17 protein-coding genes are annotated in these 17,729 nt (G+C 67.7%); 12 read left to right on the forward strand and 5 right to left on the reverse strand.

The features are described 5' to 3' along the window. Window position 1: 1 nt before the first annotated feature. Genes NUW50_RS03650 through NUW50_RS03675 form a run of 6 tightly spaced genes read left to right on the forward strand, consistent with a single transcriptional unit; the run spans window position 2 to window position 5,363 of the window. Complete coding sequence (locus tag NUW50_RS03650) at window positions 2-928, forward strand: N-carbamoyl-D-amino-acid hydrolase (protein WP_258287702.1); 927 nt, start codon at window positions 2-4, stop codon at window positions 926-928. Further along, window positions 925-1,548 carry a flavin reductase family protein gene (locus tag NUW50_RS03655; protein WP_258287703.1) on the forward strand — a complete coding sequence of 208 codons (624 nt, stop codon included), beginning with the start codon at window positions 925-927 and terminating at the stop codon, window positions 1,546-1,548. The genes NUW50_RS03650 and NUW50_RS03655 overlap by 4 nt, the downstream gene beginning before the upstream one ends. After that, window positions 1,545-2,480 carry a dihydrodipicolinate synthase family protein gene (locus NUW50_RS03660; RefSeq protein WP_258287704.1) on the forward strand — a complete coding sequence of 312 codons (936 nt, stop codon included), beginning with the start codon at window positions 1,545-1,547 and terminating at the stop codon, window positions 2,478-2,480. The genes NUW50_RS03655 and NUW50_RS03660 overlap by 4 nt, the downstream gene beginning before the upstream one ends. Then, window positions 2,480-3,268 (forward strand): SDR family oxidoreductase, encoded by a 789-nt coding sequence (locus NUW50_RS03665; protein ID WP_258287705.1) that lies wholly within the window; start codon window positions 2,480-2,482, stop codon window positions 3,266-3,268. The genes NUW50_RS03660 and NUW50_RS03665 overlap by 1 nt, the downstream gene beginning before the upstream one ends. Next, entirely contained in the window at window positions 3,265-4,725 is a 1,461-nt protein-coding gene (hydA, locus tag NUW50_RS03670; protein ID WP_338001344.1) for a dihydropyrimidinase, read from the forward strand. Before NUW50_RS03665 ends, hydA begins: the two co-directional genes overlap by 4 nt. Next, on the forward strand, window positions 4,722-5,363 hold the full coding sequence (locus NUW50_RS03675; RefSeq protein ID WP_258287707.1) for an aspartate/glutamate racemase family protein: 642 nt from the start codon (window positions 4,722-4,724) through the stop codon (window positions 5,361-5,363). Before hydA ends, NUW50_RS03675 begins: the two co-directional genes overlap by 4 nt. A gap of 37 nt (window positions 5,364-5,400) precedes the next feature. Here the strand turns inward: NUW50_RS03675 and NUW50_RS03680 are convergent, their stop codons facing one another. Both NUW50_RS03680 and NUW50_RS03685 read right to left on the reverse strand, forming a co-directional pair. Beyond that, entirely contained in the window at window positions 5,401-6,030 is a 630-nt protein-coding gene (locus NUW50_RS03680; protein ID WP_258287708.1) for a helix-turn-helix transcriptional regulator, read from the reverse strand. Beyond that, the gene (locus tag NUW50_RS03685) at window positions 6,020-6,538 is read right to left on the reverse strand and encodes a hypothetical protein (protein ID WP_258287709.1); all 519 of its coding nucleotides are present in this window, start codon (window positions 6,536-6,538) and stop codon (window positions 6,020-6,022) included. The genes NUW50_RS03680 and NUW50_RS03685 overlap by 11 nt, the downstream gene beginning before the upstream one ends. 407 nt (window positions 6,539-6,945) lie before the next feature. Between NUW50_RS03685 and NUW50_RS03690 the strand changes: the two genes are divergently transcribed. The 5 genes from NUW50_RS03690 (at window position 6,946) to NUW50_RS03710 (ending at window position 13,245) form a co-directional block, all read left to right on the forward strand. Beyond that, a complete protein-coding gene (locus tag NUW50_RS03690) occupies window positions 6,946-7,071 on the forward strand; it encodes a hypothetical protein (protein WP_258287710.1) in 126 nt (41 codons plus the stop codon). 39 nt (window positions 7,072-7,110) lie between these two features. Continuing rightward, window positions 7,111-7,245 carry a hypothetical protein gene (locus NUW50_RS03695; protein WP_258287711.1) on the forward strand — a complete coding sequence of 45 codons (135 nt, stop codon included), beginning with the start codon at window positions 7,111-7,113 and terminating at the stop codon, window positions 7,243-7,245. 1 nt (window position 7,246) lies between these two features. Further along, the gene (locus tag NUW50_RS03700; RefSeq protein WP_258287712.1) at window positions 7,247-7,456 is read left to right on the forward strand and encodes a hypothetical protein; all 210 of its coding nucleotides are present in this window, start codon (window positions 7,247-7,249) and stop codon (window positions 7,454-7,456) included. A gap of 1,105 nt (window positions 7,457-8,561) precedes the next feature. Then, on the forward strand, window positions 8,562-12,695 hold the full coding sequence (locus NUW50_RS03705) for an Ig-like domain-containing protein (protein WP_258287713.1): 4,134 nt from the start codon (window positions 8,562-8,564) through the stop codon (window positions 12,693-12,695). Window positions 12,696-13,020: 325 nt separating this feature from the next. Beyond that, window positions 13,021-13,245, forward strand: coding sequence for a DUF1858 domain-containing protein (locus NUW50_RS03710; protein ID WP_258287714.1), 225 nt, complete (start codon window positions 13,021-13,023; stop codon window positions 13,243-13,245). Between the two features lie 9 nt (window positions 13,246-13,254). On the opposite strand, the gene NUW50_RS03715 is transcribed toward NUW50_RS03710, so the two are convergent. The 3 genes from NUW50_RS03715 to nirK all read right to left on the reverse strand — a co-directional run bounded on the left by NUW50_RS03715 (window position 13,255) and on the right by nirK (window position 16,185). Then, the gene (locus NUW50_RS03715) at window positions 13,255-13,950 is read right to left on the reverse strand and encodes a Crp/Fnr family transcriptional regulator (RefSeq protein ID WP_258287715.1); all 696 of its coding nucleotides are present in this window, start codon (window positions 13,948-13,950) and stop codon (window positions 13,255-13,257) included. Between the two features lie 157 nt (window positions 13,951-14,107). Beyond that, window positions 14,108-14,956 carry a formylglycine-generating enzyme family protein gene (locus tag NUW50_RS03720; protein WP_258287717.1) on the reverse strand — a complete coding sequence of 283 codons (849 nt, stop codon included), beginning with the start codon at window positions 14,954-14,956 and terminating at the stop codon, window positions 14,108-14,110. A gap of 104 nt (window positions 14,957-15,060) precedes the next feature. Then, window positions 15,061-16,185, reverse strand: coding sequence for a copper-containing nitrite reductase (nirK, locus tag NUW50_RS03725; RefSeq protein ID WP_258287719.1), 1,125 nt, complete (start codon window positions 16,183-16,185; stop codon window positions 15,061-15,063). 200 nt (window positions 16,186-16,385) lie between these two features. Here nirK and NUW50_RS03730 point away from each other — a divergent pair, with 200 nt between their 5' ends. After that, the gene (locus NUW50_RS03730) at window positions 16,386-17,672 is read left to right on the forward strand and encodes a flavin-dependent oxidoreductase (protein ID WP_258287720.1); all 1,287 of its coding nucleotides are present in this window, start codon (window positions 16,386-16,388) and stop codon (window positions 17,670-17,672) included. Window positions 17,673-17,729: the final 57 nt, after the last annotated feature.

Here is a 17,729-nt window from a genome sequence, read left to right on the forward strand (position 1 = left end):
CATGCGAGAGATTGTTGTCGGAGCCGCCCAGATGGGCCCGAACCAGAAGGCCGACAGCCGCGAGGCGATCGTCGCGCGGATGCTGGCGCTTCTGGAAGAGGCCGGGCGCGCAGGCTGCACGATGGTCGTCTTTCCGGAACTGGCGCTGACGACCTTCTTCCCGCGCTGGTACATGGAGGATCAGGCCGAGGTCGACCGCTGGTTCGAGACCGAGATGCCGAACGCCGCCACCAGGCCGCTGTTCGACCGGGCCCGGGAACTGGGGGTCGCGATCAGCTTCGGCTATGCCGAGCTGACCCCGGACGGGCACCATTTCAACACCCAGATCCTGACCGACCGGCAGGCGAACATCATCGCCAAGTATCGCAAGATCCACCTGCCCGGCCATTCCGAATACGATACCGAACGGGCCTTCCAGCATCTCGAGAAACGCTATTTCGAACCCGGCGATCTGGGCTTTCCGGTCTGGCGCACCCAGGATGCGGTGGTCGGCATGCTGATCTGCAACGACCGGCGCTGGCCCGAGGCCTACCGGGTGCTGGGGCTTCAGGGCGTGGAACTGGTGATCCTCGGCTACAACACGCCCTCGGTGAACAGCCAGGACAGCAGCGAAGGCGAGGAACAGCGGCTCTACCATTCCGACCTGTCGATGACCGCGGGCGCCTATCAGAACGCCACCTGGGTGGTGGGCGTCGCCAAGGCGGGCGACGAGGACGGCCATCCGCTGATGGGCGGCTCGATCATCGTCGATCCCAACGGCTATGTGGTGCAGCGCGCCAAGACCAAGGGGGACGAACTGCTGGTTCATGCCTGCGACATGGACCTGTCGGTCTTCGGCAAGAAGACGATCTTCGATTTCGCCCGGCATCGCCGGATCGAGCATTACGGCCTGATCACCAGCCAGACGGGCACGGTCGTGAAGGTATGACGCAGCTCGACCTCACCCGGCTGGCGCCCATGGACCGCTACAAGCTGCTGACGGCGGTGGTGATTCCGCGCCCGGTGGCCTGGGTGACGACTATGGACCGGTCGGGCCGGGTCAACGCCGCGCCGTTCTCGTTCTTCAACCTGTTCGGCCAGGACCCGGCGCTGATCATCCTCGGGCTCGAGCATCACCGCGACGGCACGGGCCCCAAGGATACCGCCCGCAACATCGCCGACAGCGGCGAATTCGTGGTCAACATCGTGACGCCGGACCTGGTGGAGCCGATGGTGGAAACCGCCGCCGCCTATGCCGCGGATGTCAGCGAACCCGAGGTTCTGGGCCTGGAGCTGGCGCCTTCGTCCCTGGTCGCGCCGCCCCGGCTGGCAGCGGCGCCCGCCGCCATCGAATGCCGGCTGAAGGACACGCTGCGCTATTCGCCCGAGCGCGATATCGTGGTCGGTGAGGCGGTGGCGCTGGCCGCGCATGACGGGTTGCTCGATACCGAACGCATGCATGTCGATTGGGACGGCGACTATCCGGTGGCCCGGCTCTTCGCCGACCGCTATGCCCGGCTTGAAGAGATCGGGCGCCACACCATACCGAAACCAGTGGGACAAAGATGACCGAGCTTATCCATCGCAATTCATCCGGGGTCTTCGTGATCGCCGCGACTCCGTTCACCGAGGACGGGGCGCTCGACCTGGACTCGACCGACCGGATGGTCGATTTCTATCTCGAGACCGGCGTCACCGGCATGACCATCCTCGGGATCATGGGCGAGGCCCCGAAACTGTCGGGCGAGGAGTCGCGCAGCTTCGTCAAGCGCGTCCTGGCCCGCGTTGCCGGCAAGGTGCCGGTGATCGTCGGCGTCTCGGGGGGCGGGCTCGACCCGATGCGGGCCCTGACGGCCGAGGTGATGGAGGCCGGCGCCGCGGGCGTCATGGTCGCACCGATGCCGGGGCTTGGTCCCGAGGACCGGCTCGAAGGCTATTTCGCGCAGGTCTGCAAGACGCTCGGCCCCGATGTCCCGATCTGCCTGCAGGACTATCCGCAGACGACGGGCGTCCGCTTCTCGGTCGAGAGCATCCTGCGGATCGCGCGGCAGAACCCGCAGGTGGTGATGCTCAAGCATGAGGATTGGCCGGGGCTCAACAAGCTGTCGCGCGTCCGGGCCGAAACCGATACCGCCGAGCAGCCGCGGCTGTCGATCCTGACCGGCAACTCGGCCCTGTTCCTGCCGCAGGAGATGCAGCGCGGCGCCGACGGGGCGATGACCGGCTTTGCCTATCCCGAGATGATGGTGCAGGTGGTGGACCTGTGCCTGAAGGGAGAGCATGACCGGGCCGAGGACATCTTCGACGCCTATCTGCCGCTGGTCCGCTACGAACAGCAGCTGGGCCTTGGGCTGGCGATCCGCAAGGAGACATTGAAGCGGCGCGGTGTGATCGCCTCGGCCAGGGTGCGGGCCCCCGGGCCGACGATGACGCCCGCCGATCACGACGACCTGACCCGTCTGGTCGGGCGGCTGGAGAAACGTTTGGAGGAATTGGGCTGATGGATCTGGGGCTGAAGGGAAAACGGGCGCTGGTCATGTCGTCCTCGCGCGGGCTGGGGCTGGGCATCGCGAAGGTGCTGGCCGAAGAGGGCGCCGACGTGCTGCTGTCGGGCCGCTCGGAGGACCGGCTGGCCGCCGAGGTCGCGGCGATCAACGCCAAGGGGCAGGGCAGGGCGCATTGGGTCGCCTGCGACCTGGCCCGCGACGATGCGGCCGAGACACTGGCGCAGGCGGTGGCCGAGAAGCTGGGGGCCGCCGATATCCTCGTGGCCAACACCGGCGGTCCGCCGCCGGGCAAGATGGTCGATGCCGATCCCGCGACGCTGACCGGTCACTTCAACCAGATGGTGCTGCGGGTGATCGAGACGACCGACAAGCTCTTGCCGGCGATGCGCAAGGCCGGCTGGGGCCGGGTCCTCGCCATCGGTTCGTCCGGCGTCATCCAGCCGATCCCGACACTTGCGGTGTCGAACACGATCCGTTCTGCCCTGGTCGGCTGGTCGAAATCGCTGTCGAACGATCTCGCCGCCGAAGGGATCACCGTCAACATGCTGATCCCGGGCCGGATTCACACCGAGCGCGTGGATGAACTCGACGCCGCCGCCGCCAAGCGGGGCGGGGTCTCGATCGACGAGGCCCGCATGGCCTCGGCCAGTACCATCCCGGCCGGCCGCTACGGAACGGTCGAGGAATTCGCCAAGACCGCCGCCTTCCTCGTCTCGGCACCGGCCAGCTACATCACCGGCAGCCTCGTGCGCTGCGACGGTGGCTCCATCAGATCGGTGTGACCATGGATATCGTCATCAAGAACGGCACAGTCGCCACGGCCTCGGACACCTTTCGCGCCGATGTCGGCATCGCCGGCGGGCGCATCACCGCCATTGCCGACGACCTGTCCGCCGCGCGGGAGATCGATGCGACCGGAAAGCTGGTTCTGCCCGGCGGGATCGAGGCGCATTGCCACATCGCCCAGGAAAGCGCGACCGGCGGGATGACGGCGGACGATTATCGCAGCGGCTCGATCTCGGCCGCATTCGGCGGCAATTCGTGCTTCATCCCCTTCGCCGCCCAGCATCGCGGCATGGGGGTTCTCGAAACGCTCGATCTCTATGACAGCCGGGCCCAGGGCGCTTCGGTCATCGACTACGGCTATCACCTGATCGTCGCCGACCCGACCGAGAAGGCACTGACCGAGGAACTGCCGCAGGCCTTCGCGCGCGGCGTGACCTCGTTCAAGGTCTTCATGACCTACGACCTGATGAAGATCGACGACAGCCAGTTCCTCGATATCCTCTCGGTCGCCAAGAGCCACGGCGCGCTGACCATGGTGCATGCCGAGAACTCGGGTATCATCAAGTGGATATCCGACCGGCTGGTGGCCTCGGGCCATACCGCGCCGCGCTATCACGCAATCAGCCACCCCGCCGCCGCCGAGGCCGAGGCGATCAACCGCGCGATCACCCTGGCCCGTTTCGTCGATGCGCCGCTGCTGATCGTCCATGTCTCCACGCCCGAAGGTGCCGGGCTGGTGGCGCAGGCCCGGCTGGAAGGCGCGAAGATCTTCGGCGAGACCTGCCCGCAATACCTGTTCCTGACCAAGGACGATCTCGACCGCCCCGGCATGGAAGGGGCCAAGTTCATGTGCTCGCCCCCGGTGCGCGACACGCCCACGCAAGAGGCGCTGTGGCGGCATCTGCAGGCGGGCACCTTCTCGGTCTTTTCCTCGGATCACGCGCCCTATCGCTTCGATGCCAGCGGCAAGCTGTCGAAGGGCCCCGAGGCAACGTTCAAGCAGATCGCCAACGGCATGCCGGGCCTTGCCCTGCGCCTGCCGCTGTTGTTCTCGGAAGGTGTGCGCGGCGGAAGGATCACGCTGAACCAGTTCGTCGCGCTCGGCGCCACCAACGCGGCGAAGCTCTACGGGATGCATCCGCAGAAGGGCACCATCGCCATCGGCGCCGATGCGGATATCGCAATCTGGGACCCGGAAGAGACCCGGACCGTCACCGTCGAGGGCCAGCACGACAACATGGACTACACGCCTTTCGAGGGGCGCCAGGTCACCGGCTGGCCGGTCACGGTGCTGTCGCGGGGCGAAACGGTGATCGACGGCGGTGAACTGGTGGCCGAGCCGGGCCGGGGCCGCTTCGTTGCCCGGGCGCGGCCCGACTTCACCGGCTATCCCGGCACGCGGACCCCGGAACTCGACCCGGCCTGGAACTTCGGGGCGGAGATCGCGCCGTGACCGGGCCGATCGTCGTCATCAACCCGAACTCGAACCAGGCGGTGACCGACGGCCTGTCCGAGGCGCTGGAACCGTTCCGCGCCGCGGTCCCCATCGAGTGCCTGACGCTGGACGAGGGGCCCTTCGGCATCGAAAGCCAGCGCGATGTCGATCAGGTGGCCCTGCCGCTCGCCGCCCTGATCGAGCGGCGCCCGGACGCCGGTGCCTTCGTCATCGCCTGCTATTCCGATCCGGGCATCGACCTCTGCCGCGCCACGGCCCGGGTGCCGGTCTTCGGGATCCAGGAATCCGGCCTGCTGACCGCCATGGCCCGGGGCGACCGTTTCGGTGTCTTCGCCATCGCCGAGCCGTCGATCCGGCGCCACATGCGCTACATGCGCCGGATGGGCGTCGAGCAGCGCCTGGCCGGGGAACGCGCGCTGAACATGAGCGTAGACGAGAGCGCACGCGGCGACGGAACCCTGGCCCGGCTCACCGAGGTCGGCCACGAGCTGATCGGTGACGGCGCCGAGGTGCTGATCCTCGGCTGCGCCGGCATGGCCCGCCACCGGGCGCCGCTGCAGGAGGCGCTCGGCTGCCCGGTGATCGACCCGACACAGGCCGCGGTGGCCATGGCCATGGGCGCGGTGCTGGCCTGACCCGCCCCGAATGCGGGTGAAGAGGGGCAGGCGGGTGTCAGGAGCCGGTCTGCTGGCGGCCGTCCGTCCCGGCCGCGGCCGATCCCGACGCCGGTTCCGGCTCCATCCCGACCAGCAGCTCCTCGACCATGAAGGCGATGAGCTGCTGGCGGTTCTGCAGTTCGGTCTTGCGGAAGACCGCCTTCATCTGGCTCTTGATCGTCGAGGCCGAGGTGCCGCGCAGCTCGGCGATCTCGCTGTTCGAGAAGCCCTTCATGGCGCAGATCGTGACCGCGCGCTCGGAAGGCGACAGCCCCCAACGGTCGAAATGGCCCATCAGGTGGTTCTGGTACTTGCCCGAGGTGACGTCGATCTGGCGGTGCATCGAGGCCATCCGGCGCTGCGTCTGCGTCAGGAAGGCAAAGCTGGTGATCACGCCGACGACAAGGCCGATGCTGGCCCAGAACTGGATGTATTCCTGCCAGGCGTAGGGGATCGGCGTGTGGCGGATGCCCAGGACCTCGGACCAGAGTTCGCCGACGAAGAACAGCGCGCTCAGGAACTGGACCGTGAAGACCGCATAGAGAAGCGCCAGCTTCTGCTTGCAGAATGCCCTTGCACGCAGGGACCGCAGGCGTGACCGGCGGCCCCGCGCGGCAGGCAGGGGAACAGAGACATCAGAGGCCAAGGTTGTCGATTGCGCCGCCCACGGCGCCGCCCACGCTGTCCACGGCATCCCCGGCGGCACCGCCCACGCTGTCCACAGCGCCTCCGACCGCACCACCGACGCTGCCGACGGCTCCTCCGACCGCGCTTCCGGCGCCGGCCACCGCGCCGCCGATCGAACCGCCGCCGGTCCCCGGCGAGGGGTCCGCCGGGCCGTCGCCGCCGCTGCCGCGTCCGGTTCCGCCGGCCGTGCCGCGTGCCGACCCGTCACCGATCACCTTGATGATCATGTCGCTCTTGATCTCTCCGGTGTTGCGGCTGACCACCACCTCGCGCACCACCTTGCTGTTGGACGCGACGATGCGGATCCTGCCAAGGAAGGTCCGGGAGATCTTGTCTATCGTGAAGCCGTCGTTCTGCAGGGATGCCACGACCTGGACATAGGTCGGCTCGGCGCTCTGGTCGCCGGCATGGACCGGCGTCGGCGCAGAGGTCAGTCCCACAGTCATGGCCAGCACGGCCACCGTCATGATATTCCTGAGAGGAAACATCTTCCTATACCCTTCCTTGTGCAAGCCATGGCAGCAGAACTGGGCCACCTTGTGACCGAATTTGCGCAATGGCAGGGCGCCCGAGCCATCCCGAGCCGGGGGTAAAAGCGGGCCATCATACTACAGTCGTATGGACGGGGGCCGCCGTTCGGCCCGGTCCCGGCCCGGACCGAGTCGGGCGAAATCCGGGCTCCGCAAGGGCGCGGAATGGCCGATCCCGGGGTCATTCCCGGGTTTTCGCGTTTCCGGGCATCCTCCTTAGGGGGGAAGGAGGCCCGTTCCACCCTGCGGGCGGTTGGCCAGAGCGGGAATCGCCCGGAAGCTGGAGGCATCGTGACAAGGACCGATGGCGCAGGGTCGTCGTGTCCGTTGAAGGGAGGCCAGACATGATCGGCCATGAAGCGTCCGGCATCCAGCAGCCCCGCAAGGGCCTTCCGCCCCGCGCGGCGATGCCGTGCCATGGCCTGCGCCATCATGCGATGCCGGCCATCCGCCGGATCATGGGTCTCTGACCCGCTTTTCGACGTCGGTCCATTCAGGGGAGTACAGAGATGTTTGCAGAACTCGTTGCCAAGGCCCGTGCCAACCGCGTCGCCGCTCTCGGTATCCTGCAGCAGCGCCGGCCCGCGCTGATCTTCGCGTCCTGCCGCTCGGCCTGCCGGACCCGGGCTTTCGCGGTCGAATGATATGCCGGGCCTGTTCTTTCTCACCCGCGTCCGAAAGGAGCCGGCTGACCAGGGCCGCCGGCCGGGTCGGGCAGGCAAGGACCTGCCGTGCAGCCCGGAACTCGCGGTCCGGGCGCGCGGCGGCTTCGCACCGCTCAGCGAGCGCGACACCGTCAACCTCTTTGCCCGCGCTTCGGCTCTGACGCGGCGCGACGTCACGGCGCAGCGTTAGCGCCGTGACCGGCAGGGGCGCGGCCAGCATGTCCCCCACCGGTCAGTCCGGGCTGCGTCAGTTCCTGACAACTGCCCGGGCGTCCATGACAGCTGGTTGTGTCCCGGCCGGGGACGGCGCCGGAAATGTGCCCAGACCCATCTCCGGCGCCGCCCGCTTACCCTGATCCGCTGCCCCGGCAGCATCTCCTCGCCCCGACGAGTCCCGTTCGCCACCCTCCGTCCGGCTTCGGCATGCCACGGCCCTGCGCCCGGTCGTTGCCGATGGCCCCGCAGCGGGGCTCCACCGCGCATGCCCGCCGGGACTCCGGATCGGCGGAAGGCCGCGACTCCGTCTCACCGAACCGTGCCCGATTCTCGGCTTCTCCGGCGGCATCCGTGCAACTGGCGGTCAATGGTCCGGTATCGGGACGGTTGTTGCGGGAATGGCAACGATCTGCTCCGCCGCAATTCTGCCATGGTTCCGCGATCGACCGCAGCCGGTTCCCGGACGGACCCGGGCGGATAGGGAAACAATGGCGATGCGCACCGGTGTCCGGCGACACTCCGCCGATCTCTGCGCGGAGCCTTGCCGACAAGGGTCTGCCGCCCCCGCGGCGGCGAAAAAACGCCATGTTCGCCGGGGGAGCTTGGTTCGATTGCAGCAACGATGGCCCGGCTTGGCCGCGCCGCCGCGCCAGATTCCTGCCGCAATCAGAGGGAGAGTCGCGTTTTTTCTGCCTTCTTTCGGACATTTTTCACTTCGCGGGGATGGGTCGCTTCAGTAACCCTTTTCCTGCCTGACCGGGGGGTTGGGGTTTGACGGCCAGTATGAGGCGACCGAAATCCGCGTGTGTTTCGTGGATGCGCAAGAGGTGGTGACCGTGCATTTCCGCGGTTGCGGCCGGCCGGGTTCATCCGGCCGGTGCCCGGTGTTCCGGGCCCGCGCATCCATTCCGATCCACGGCGGTCCGCTCGGTGCCGGTCCCGTTCGACCAAGCCCGTTCGCAGGCCTGGCCAGGCGGCGCATTCGTTGCGCCGGCTGGCGGGGCGCTGCGTCCGAAGTCCCGGCATGGGCAGCGCGGTTGTCGGCCGCCGCTATGCATTCGGGGTAAAGGATACGGGTCATGACGAAAGTAGTGTTTCACGGCGGCGGCTGCGGTCCGAAGGGCGACGGTCTGGTCGAGGGCAGCTCGGGCGATGATGTGATCGACGCCGGTTACACGGGGGACCCGGAAGGCGACAGGATCGACCACAACGACGCGCTCCTGCCGGGCGAGGCGCCGCAGGATGACATCGTTCTGGCCGGGGCCGGCAACGACACCGTGAAGGCCGGACTGGGCGATGACGAGATCTACGGCGGCACCGGCGATGACGAGTTGCATGGCGACGGCGGCAACACCGGGCATCGCGAAAGCTTCAACTGGAGCCAGCTGAAGGACACCGACCGCTGCGGCTCGGGAAAGGTCGATGACGGCGAGTCGCTCTCGGGTGACAGGCTGGTCCAGGACACCGGCGACGTGAAGGTGACGGTCACCGTGCCGACCAATGCCGCGGCCGGCCTGAAGACCACCTTCGATACCGAAAGCGTCAATGTCGCCGGGATCGACGGCGGCGGCGAGACCGTCAACGACAACTCTAGCCTCGACAGCTATGGCACCAACGGCAACGGCGAGGCGCATTACCTCGTCGATTTCGACCAGGAAGTCGCCAACGTCCAGTTCACCGTCTCGGACATCGACGCCAATCGCGGGCAGGTGACGGTTCACGCCTGGGACGCCGACGGCAATCCGATCGAGGTCTCGATGACTGGCGGCAGCGAAATCGGCCTCTCCGACACCGATGGCGTCGCCGGCAACGACACCGCGACCGGCCTCGGCAACGGCAGCACCGACGACCCGAACAACTCGGTTCTGGTCTCGATCAACGGCCCGGTCTCGCGGATCGAGATCGTGCACGAGAACGTCGGCACCGGCGGTTCGGCGGTGAATGTGTCGGACATCTTCTTCGACACCATCGGTCCCGAGAATGTCGGTGACGACTATCTCGACGGCGACGACGGCGACGACACGCTATATGGCGATGGCGGCGAGGATACGCTGGTCGGCGGCCGGGGCGATGACATGCTCTATGGCGGCGCCGACCGCGACGTGCTGAAGGCGGGTGCCGGCGACCATGCCGCTGGCGGCGCGGAAGGCGACGATCACGACGTGCTCGACCTGACCGGCCAGGGCTTCATCAAGATCACCGATCTGGCTCCGGATTCGAACGGCAACGGCTACAACGGCACGGTGCATTTCCTGAACGCCGACGGCACGCCGATCTGCAACCCGGACGGCACACCGCAAACCATGACCTTCGAGGAGATCGAAGAGATCAAGGGCAGCTATTACAACGGCGCGCCGACCGCCAATGACGACAGCGCCACCACCGACGAGGACAGCTCGGCCTCGATCAACGTGCTGGCCAATGACACCGATCCGGACGGCGATGCGCTGACCGTGACCGGCGCCAGCGCCGAGCATGGCGTGGTCACGATCGGCGGCGACGGCAAGCTGACCTATACGCCCGACCCGGACTACAACGGCGAAGACACGATCACCTACACGATCTCGGACGGCAGCGGTCATAGCGATACCGGCACCGTCGGGGTCACGGTCAACCCGGTCAACGATCTGCCGGTGGCGGGGGACGACAATGCCGAAACCGACGAGGACAGCCCGGTCGTCATCGACGTCCTGGGCAATGACAGCGATGTGGACGGCGACCCGCTGAGCGTGATCTCGGCCAGCGCCGACCACGGCACCGTGACCATCGGGGGCGACGGCCAGCTGACCTACACGCCCGATCCCGACTACAACGGGCCGGACACGATCAGCTATACCGTCTCGGACGGGCAGGGCGGCACCGATACCGGCGCGGTGGCGGTGACGGTGAACCCGGTCAACGACGATCCGGTGGCGGTGGACGACAGTGCGACGGTGGACTTCAACACGCCCACGACGATCGACGTGCTCTACAATGACACCGATGTGGACGGCGACACGCTGACCATCCTCGGCACGCCCGTGGCGCTGCATGGCACGGTTTCGGTTAACCCGGACGGCATGCTCGTCTACACGCCCGAACCGGGCTACTCGGGCCCCGACACGATCACCTATGAGGTGAGCGACGGCAACGGCGGCACCGACATGGCCGAGGTCGATGTGACCGTGGCCGCCGCGCCGCTGGACGGGATCGTCGAGGGCACAGATGGCGACGATGTCATCGACGACGCCTATCTGGGCGATCCCGATGGCGACCGCGTCGACAACAACGACGAGATTCTGCCGGGCGAGGGCCCGAACGACGACATCATCGAGGCCTATGGCGGCGATGACACCGTCATGGCCGGCGAAGGCGACGATGATGTCTATGGCGGCGCGGGTGACGACGCGATCCACGGCGGCGCCGGCGACGACATCCTGCGCGGCGAGGAAGGCGCGGACACCGTCCATGGCGATGATGGCGACGATGTCATAAGGACCGGCGACCCGGCCAATTTCGGCATCGGCGCGCCCGACCGCGACTATCCGGGCCTCTACCCGGCCGACAGCGATCCCTTCGATGACCGCGACACGGTCTACGGGGGTGCCGGCAACGACACAATCACCACCGGCGACGACAACGACGTGATCTTCGGCGGCACCGGCGACGACAGCATCGACGGCGGCGTTGACGACGACACCATCTCGGGCGACGAGGGCGATGACCTGATCATTGCCGGCGAAGGCTCGGATACCGTCTCCGGCGGTGCCGGCAACGACGAAATCTGGGGCGGCGCCGGCCCGGTCCTTCCCGATGCGCTGAACATCCGCGACGACATGGGCGACCTGCGCCCGGACAACGGCATGGACGTGATCCATGCCGGTGCCGGCGACGACTATGTCAACGGCCAGGACGATGACGACCTGATCTACGGCGGCGAGGGCAACGACGTGCTCGACGGCGGTATCGATGACGACGAGATCTACGGCGATGCCGGCAACGACACCATCGACGGCGGCCAGGGCGACGACTACCTGAACGGCGGCGAAGGCGACGACCTGATCCATGGCGGCGCGGGCAACGACGACATCCAGGGCCATGCCGGCAACGACACGCTCTACGGCGACGCCGGCGACGACAACGTCAAGGGCTCGCTCGGCGACGACTACATCTACGGCGGCGACGGCGACGACGAGGTCGAGGGCGCCAACGGCAACGACCATCTCTTCGGTGATGCCGGCAACGACTGGGTCAAGGGCGGCCAGGATGACGATGTCATCTACGGCGGCACCGGCGACGACCGGGTCACCGCCGACTTCGGCGACGACGAAATCCACGGCGACGAGGGCGACGACACGCTCAAGGGCGATGCCGGCAAGGACGTCTTCTTCGGCGGCGCCGGGGCCGACGAGATGTATGGCGAGGATGACGAGGATACGTTCATCGGCGGCACGGCGGGCGATTTCGTCGATGGCGGCGAAGGGTTCCAGGACGGACATGCCGATTACGACACGCTCGACCTCACCGGCGCCGGTCCGCTGCATATCTCCTACGATCCCGACAATGCCGAGAACGGCGTCGTCGAGTTCCGGGACATGGACGGCAATGTCACCGGCACGATGGAGTTCAAGAACATCGAGAACGTGATCCCCTGCTTCACGCCGGGGTCGCTGATCGCCACGCCGAAGGGCGAGCGTCCGGTGGAAGAGCTCAAGGCCGGCGACAAGGTCATCACCCGCGACAACGGTATCCAGGAAATCCGCTGGGTCGGCGCCAAGGCGCTGGACTGGAAGGCGCTTGGCACCCAGCCGCATCTGAAGCCGATCCTGATCCGCAAGGGGTCGCTCGGCCATGGCCTGCCCGAGCGCGACATGCTGGTGTCGCCCAACCACCGCGTGCTGGTGGCCAATGACCAGACCCAGCTCTATTTCGAAGAGCGCGAGGTTCTGGTCGCCGCCAAGCATCTGGTGAACAACGCCGGGGTCTCGGTCGCGGAAAGCCTGGGCACGACCTACATCCACTTCATGTTCGACCACCACGAGGTCGTGCTGTCGGATGGCGCCTGGACCGAGAGCTTCCAGCCGGGCGACTACACGCTGAAAGGGATCGGCAATTCGCAACGCGCCGAAATCCTCGGCCTGTTCCCGGAACTCAAGGACCGGCAGGGCATCGAAGGCTACGCCGCCGCCCGGCGGACATTGAAGAAGCACGAGGCTCAGTTGCTCTTCAGGTAGGCGATTGACCGGCCCTCGGGAATTACACCAGGGCCGGTTCCTGCAGGTTCGCGCGACGGTCACGAGGGCCAGGCGCGAACCGCAGCGGCCCCCGGATGGGGGCAGGGAATCGGGGTGCAGGTGTCGGGGGGTGCCAGCGCCCCGATTTTCGTTCGGCCCGGGTTACCCGGCTGCCGGGCGGGCTGCGCGGCATTGCGGCGCCGCGTGGCGGGGCCTGCGCCGGCCCGCCGCTTCGGCTCGGTTCCCCAGGTTGCGCCAGAACAACGACCGACCGCCCGATTCCCGGCAGGCTGCGGGTTCACGCTCCGCATCCGGAGGATGGATCATGCGCCGCCCCTCTATCGACGACCCCGACCTGCCGCTGGAACGGATGTTCCGCGACTGGCCCGAGACGGTCCCGGTCTTCCTCGCCCATCAGATGCTCTGCTTCGGCTGCCCGATCGCGCCGTTTCACTCGGTGGTGGATGCCTGTATCGAATACGGTCTGGACGAAGCCCGGTTCCGCGCCGAGCTGCGGCAGGCCGTCGCGGCGCGGCAGGACTGCGCCTGAGCGCCGGGGTTAACCGGACACGCCGCTGAGCAGCACCAGCTGGTGCGGCTTGGTGATCACCACATGCCTGCGGGTCGAGGCGACGATGCCGTCACGCTCCCAGCCGCTGAGCAGCCGGCTCACCGTATGCAGGGTGGTGCCGGTCATCTCGGCGATATTGGCGCGGGTCACCGGAAAGCCGATCTCGACGCCCTCGTCGGTGCGGCGGCCGCTCTGGTTGGCCATCCGCAGCAGGGCCGAGGCGACCCGCTTTTCCACCGCCTGGGTGGCCAGCTCCTCGACCCGGGCATGGATTTCCCCCATCCGCTCGCCCACGGTGCGATAGGTCTCGGTGGCGAAGCCGTCGTATTCGGCGGTGTAGCTGGACCAGAGCTTGGTCGGCCAGGACAGGGTCAGCAATTCCGAAGCGGCCACCGCCGTCGCCGGATAGGTCGTGCGGCCCAATGCCTGGGCGATGCCGAACAACTGGCCGGGAGAGATATGCAGCGCGACGATCTGCTCGCCATCGGGCGTGGCGCGGATCACCCGGATGAAGCCGTCCAGCAGCAGGAAGAAACGATCGGCATCGGCGCCCGCGGCAAAGACCGTCGCGCCCTCGTCATGACGTTTCGGGGTGGCGGCATCGAGAATGGTGCGGATCTGCTTCCGGTCGAGCCGTGAAAAGGGCGGCAGGCCAGTCAGAAGGCTTTCGTCGAGTTTGTTCACGAAGGCTCCGGATTGATGGATGCGGGCGCGGCGACGCTACCCCGATCCTGCAGCGAATGCAGGCCGTAAAACGCAAATCCGAAGACGAATCTGTGCAGACAGGTGCAGCGGCGCCGCATTCGCGGCGCCGGCGACGGGGCAGGGGGGCGCCCGGGGCTCAGCTCCGGTCGCGGACCAGCCGGAAGCCCAGATTGTCCGGCGGCACCCCGGCGCCGCAGCCCCCGGCGCGGGCGTCGCGGACGAAGTCGATGATCTGGGCACGGTGCTGGCCGGTGGCGATCCTCGCGCCGCAATAGTCCTCGGTCTCGGCGATCCGGCCCTCGGCATCGATCCGGCCCCGGGTCACGCAGGTGCCGGTCCATTCCCAGACATTGCCGACCAGATCGGCGATCCCGAGGCTGTTCTCGCCATAGCCGCCGCGTTGCCGCAGCGGCGCCGACGAATCCTCGCGCGCCTTCGTGTTGCGGGCGTAATCGGCCAGCCAGCGTTTCGCCGGGTCGGTGCCGTCCAGGTCGGTGGCGTCATCGACGAAGCGCTCGGCGGCGGCGCGTTGCCACTCGGTCTCGGTCGGCAGGCGCCAGTGCTGCCCGGTCTGGCGCGACAGCCACTCGGCATAGGCGGTGGCGTCATGCCAGCTGACGCCGGTCTGCGGCAGCGGCGCGCCGTCGGGGGCATCGGCCAGCTTGCGGGCCTGCGCGGCGGAAGGATCGGCCGGGCTGCAGGCCCGTGCCGCGACGCAGGCAGCGTATTCGGCGCTGCTGACCTGGTATTTCATGATCTCCAGCGCCGGCAGGGTGACCCGTTCCAGCGGCGGATCGGCGCGGCGCCCGGTGCGGGTATAGTTGCCCGAGGGCCGGTGTTGGAAGGTGATCGGGGCAAGGCGGACGGTCTCGGGCGCATTCCGGTCCTGGCCGGTGTGGCCGCCCGTCGGCCAGAGGGACATGGCCGAGAGGGCCATGACGGCGGTTCCGGCCGCGAGGCCGGTCAAGAGGGTGCGAAGGGTCATCGCATTGGTCTTTCGGTTGCGGAGACCGGCCCGGGGCAGGGCGCCCCGGCGCCGGGCCCGCGCCCCGGGGTCCGAAGGACCGGGGGCGCGGGAAATGCGCCGCGTCAGGCGGGGTTGTACTCGATCGGGGCCTGGACCTGTTCCATCAGGTTGTTGTCCCAGTTGCCCTCGACCAGCACATGCGCCGTGGCGCCGAGGTTCACCGCCTCGATCAGGTTGTGGTTCACATAGGCATAGACGCCGGGCTGCAGGAACTCGTAGATCATCGCCCCGCAGGAGCCGCCGGCGATGAACCAGGTTTCCTGATCCACCAGCGGCGTGGTGTCGAACTTGCCGCGCTCCCAGACCAGATCGCCATGCCCGCCGATCAGGTGCGGACGGGTGTCGCGGTTGGCCTGGCTGTGGATGAACAGCACCTTCTCGCCCTGTTTGGCGGTCAGCGCCCCGTCTCCGGTCAGCGCCCCGACCGCGCCGTTGAACACGACATGGCTGGGGATCAGCTTGTTCATCACCTCGACGGTATCCGCATAGCTTTCGCCGATATCCTCGAAGCGCATGTAGTCGTCGTTCTCGTCCTTCGGGATGTAGAAGTCGTTCTCGCCGATGTAATAGGCCCGGTCATAGGTGACACGCCGGCCCTTGGCGTCCTTCAGCCCGTCGCGCGGCAGGACCATGATCGCGCCGGCCATGCCGGACACGACGTGCCAGGGGATCATCGGGCCGCCTGGTGCGCAGTGGTAGATGAAGGTTCCGGCGCGGGTCGCCTTGAAGCGCAGCGTGGTCTTTTCGCCGGGGTTGATCAGGGTCAGCGCACCGCCGCCCAGGCCGCCGGTCGCGGCATGCAGGTCGATGTTGTGCTGCATCAGGTTTTCCGGCGGGTTGTAGAGCGTCAGTTCGACATAGTCGTTCTGGTGCACCACCATCATCGGCCCGGGGATCGAGCCGTTGAAGGTCATCGCCTGCATATAGGCATCCTCGGCGACCTGGACCTCCTTCTCGATGATATGCATCTCGAACTCGACGATCCGGGGGCCGCCGGGTGCGACCTGTTCATGCTCGTGAACATGCGGCGGGGCGACCAGCTGGCGCTTGATCCGGGGCAGGGCGGACAGGTCCACCGGTGCGGCCATGGATGTGTCCATGGTCTCCTCGGCGCTGGCGCGGGTCAGCAGGCTCGGCGCGGCGGCAAGACCGGCGGCGCTCATCAGGGCGGCTCTGCGGGTCAGCATGGGAAGTCTCCTTTCGGGTAACTCGTGGTGTTGGGTCGGTCCTACACGCTGCATCGCAGAAAAACGTTGAGCATCCGCAAAGTCCGCATCGAAAGCGCGGCCCGGAAGGCCAATTCCGGCCCTCGGGCCCGACATTGTGAAACCGGCGGTTCTTGCTATGAACAGTCGCGGTTCCAGGAAGCGACGGGCGGAGCAATGGCATGACGGACCCCCAGGTGATGATTGCCGGCGGCGGCATCGGCGGGCTGGCGCTGGCCCTGACGCTGGAACAGATCGGCGTGCCCTGCGTGGTCTGCGAGTCGGTGCGGGAGCTGAAACCGCTGGGCGTCGGGATCAACCTGCAACCCAATGCGGTGCGCGAGCTCTTCGACCTGGGGATAGGCGCCGAGGCGCTGGACCGGATCGGTCTTGCGGCGCGGGAATGGGCGCTGGTGGGCCGCAACGGGCAGGACATCTATGCCGAACCCCGGGGTCGGGCGGCGGGCTGCAACTGGCCGCAATACGCGGTGCATCGCGGCCGGTTGCAGATGCTGCTCTATCAGCAGCTGCGCGACCGGCTGGGCGCGGCGGCGGTGCAGCTCGGCACCCGCGTCACAGGCTATCGCAACAATGCCGACGGCACCGTCACGGCGCTGCTGAGCCGGGCCGACGGCAGCACGGCGGAACAGGGCGCGACGCTGCTGATCGGCGCCGATGGCATCCACTCGACGCTGCGGGCGCAGATGCACCCGGACCAGCCGCCGATCCACTGGGGCGGCGCGGTGATGTGGCGCGGAACCGCGAAAGCCAGGCCGATCCGCACCGGCGCCTCTTTCGTCGGTCTCGGCACGCATCGGCACCGGATGGTCTTCTATCCGATCTCGCAGCCCGATCCCGACACCGGGCTGGCCACGATCAACTGGATCGCCGAAGTCACCGTGGACAATTCGCAGGGCTGGCAGGGCGGCGACTGGACCAGGAAGGTGCCGCTGGAGACCTTCCTGCCGCATTTCGCCGACTGGCGCTATGACTGGCTCGACGCGCCGGCACTGCTCGCGGGGGCGGAGGAGGTCTGGGAATATCCGATGATCGACCGCGACCCGATCCCGACCTGGGTGGACGGGCGCTGCGCCCTGCTGGGCGACGCGGCGCATGCCATGTATCCGACCGGCTCGAACGGGGCGACCCAGGCCATTGTCGATGCCAGGGTTCTGGGCGCCTGCCTGCTGGAGCACGGCCTGACGCCCGAGGCCCTGCAGGCCTATGACGACAGGCTCTGCGGCCCGATCTCCGAGGTGGTGCTGCGCAACCGCGGCGCCGGCCCGTTCGGCCTGCTCAATCTGGTGGACGAGCGCTGCGGTGGAGATTTCGACGACATCGACGCGGTGATCCCGCCCGACGAACGCGCCGCCTTCATGGCCAGCTACAAGGCCGCGGCGGGCTATGCCGTCGATCGCCTGAACGCCGCGCCGCCGACGATCCCGCCGGGCGCAAGGCTGTCTCTCTGAGCGGCAAAGCCGGGCCCGGACCCGCCCCGCAACCCGGGGATTGCCCGATTCTGCGCC

Source organism: Frigidibacter sp. ROC022, assembly GCF_024723735.1.
GTDB lineage: Bacteria > Pseudomonadota > Alphaproteobacteria > Rhodobacterales > Rhodobacteraceae > SLM-1.